This is a genomic window from Rothia sp. HMSC067H10 (genome assembly GCF_001810635.1).
Taxonomy (GTDB): Bacteria; Actinomycetota; Actinomycetes; order Actinomycetales; family Micrococcaceae; genus Rothia; species Rothia dentocariosa.
The window spans coordinates 592,374-593,126 of record NZ_KV802317.1; the positions used below are offsets into that span (position 1 = coordinate 592,374).

The window sequence follows — 753 nt, forward strand, 5'->3', positions numbered from 1 at the left end:
CTTGGGTATCGAGGGAACGTGCGCGTGAAATATAGGTGCTGAGGTCAGCAGCGGCGTCTATACCTTGCTGGTTGTTGGGGAAGATAAGGTAGGGTTCGTCGATGCCTTCGTGCGGATTGTATTTGAGGTCTATACGCCGGGTGTTGGTTGTGGCTGAGCGTGGAGGTTCTTGCGGTTCCGGTTCTGGCAGGGGTGCTGCGTCGGGTGTGTGCAGGTCATCGGTCATGTTTTGCCTCTCGCTCGCATATTTTCTTCGATAAATCATCCTCAACTTTACCCCTTCGTGTCAGAATTAAAGAATGACGAAGCCCACCCCCACCCAGAACCTGATGACCATGCTGAACCTGACCCCCGCTGAGCCGGTGGGTGGTGACGACGCTTTTACCGCTGTGACGCTAACCCGCGAGACCCCGCGCACCTATGGCGGGCAAGTGCTCGCTCAGGCTATTATGGCGGCTGATAACACCGTTACCGATAAGGTGCTTCATTCGATTCATGCATATTTTTTACATCCCGGTGATATTACGAAAGAGCTTATTTTTACCTCACAACAGCTCAATAATGGGCGTTCTTTTGCGACTCGCCGGGTTCAGGCGCTTCAGGACGATATTCCCATTTTCTCTGCGATTGCATCATTTCAGAAGCCCAGTCGCGGCCCCGAGCATACGGCTGTTGAGATGCCGCAGGTTCCCGATCCTGATGGACTGCCGAGCGTGAGTGACTACATTGGCGAGGTGGCGCATCCGGTAGCGC

General features: G+C 54.3%; 1 protein-coding gene and 1 pseudogene. One reads left to right on the top strand and one right to left on the bottom strand.

The features are described from left to right. Positions 1 to 226, bottom strand: a pseudogene (locus HMPREF2756_RS09565) (transcriptional regulator); the annotation flags it as partial. 73 nt (positions 227 to 299) lie between these two features. Between HMPREF2756_RS09565 and HMPREF2756_RS09570 the strand changes: the two are divergent. Then, positions 300 to 753, top strand: a 454-nt coding sequence (locus HMPREF2756_RS09570) for an acyl-CoA thioesterase (protein ID WP_210393548.1), incomplete at its 3' end; no start/stop codon positions are given.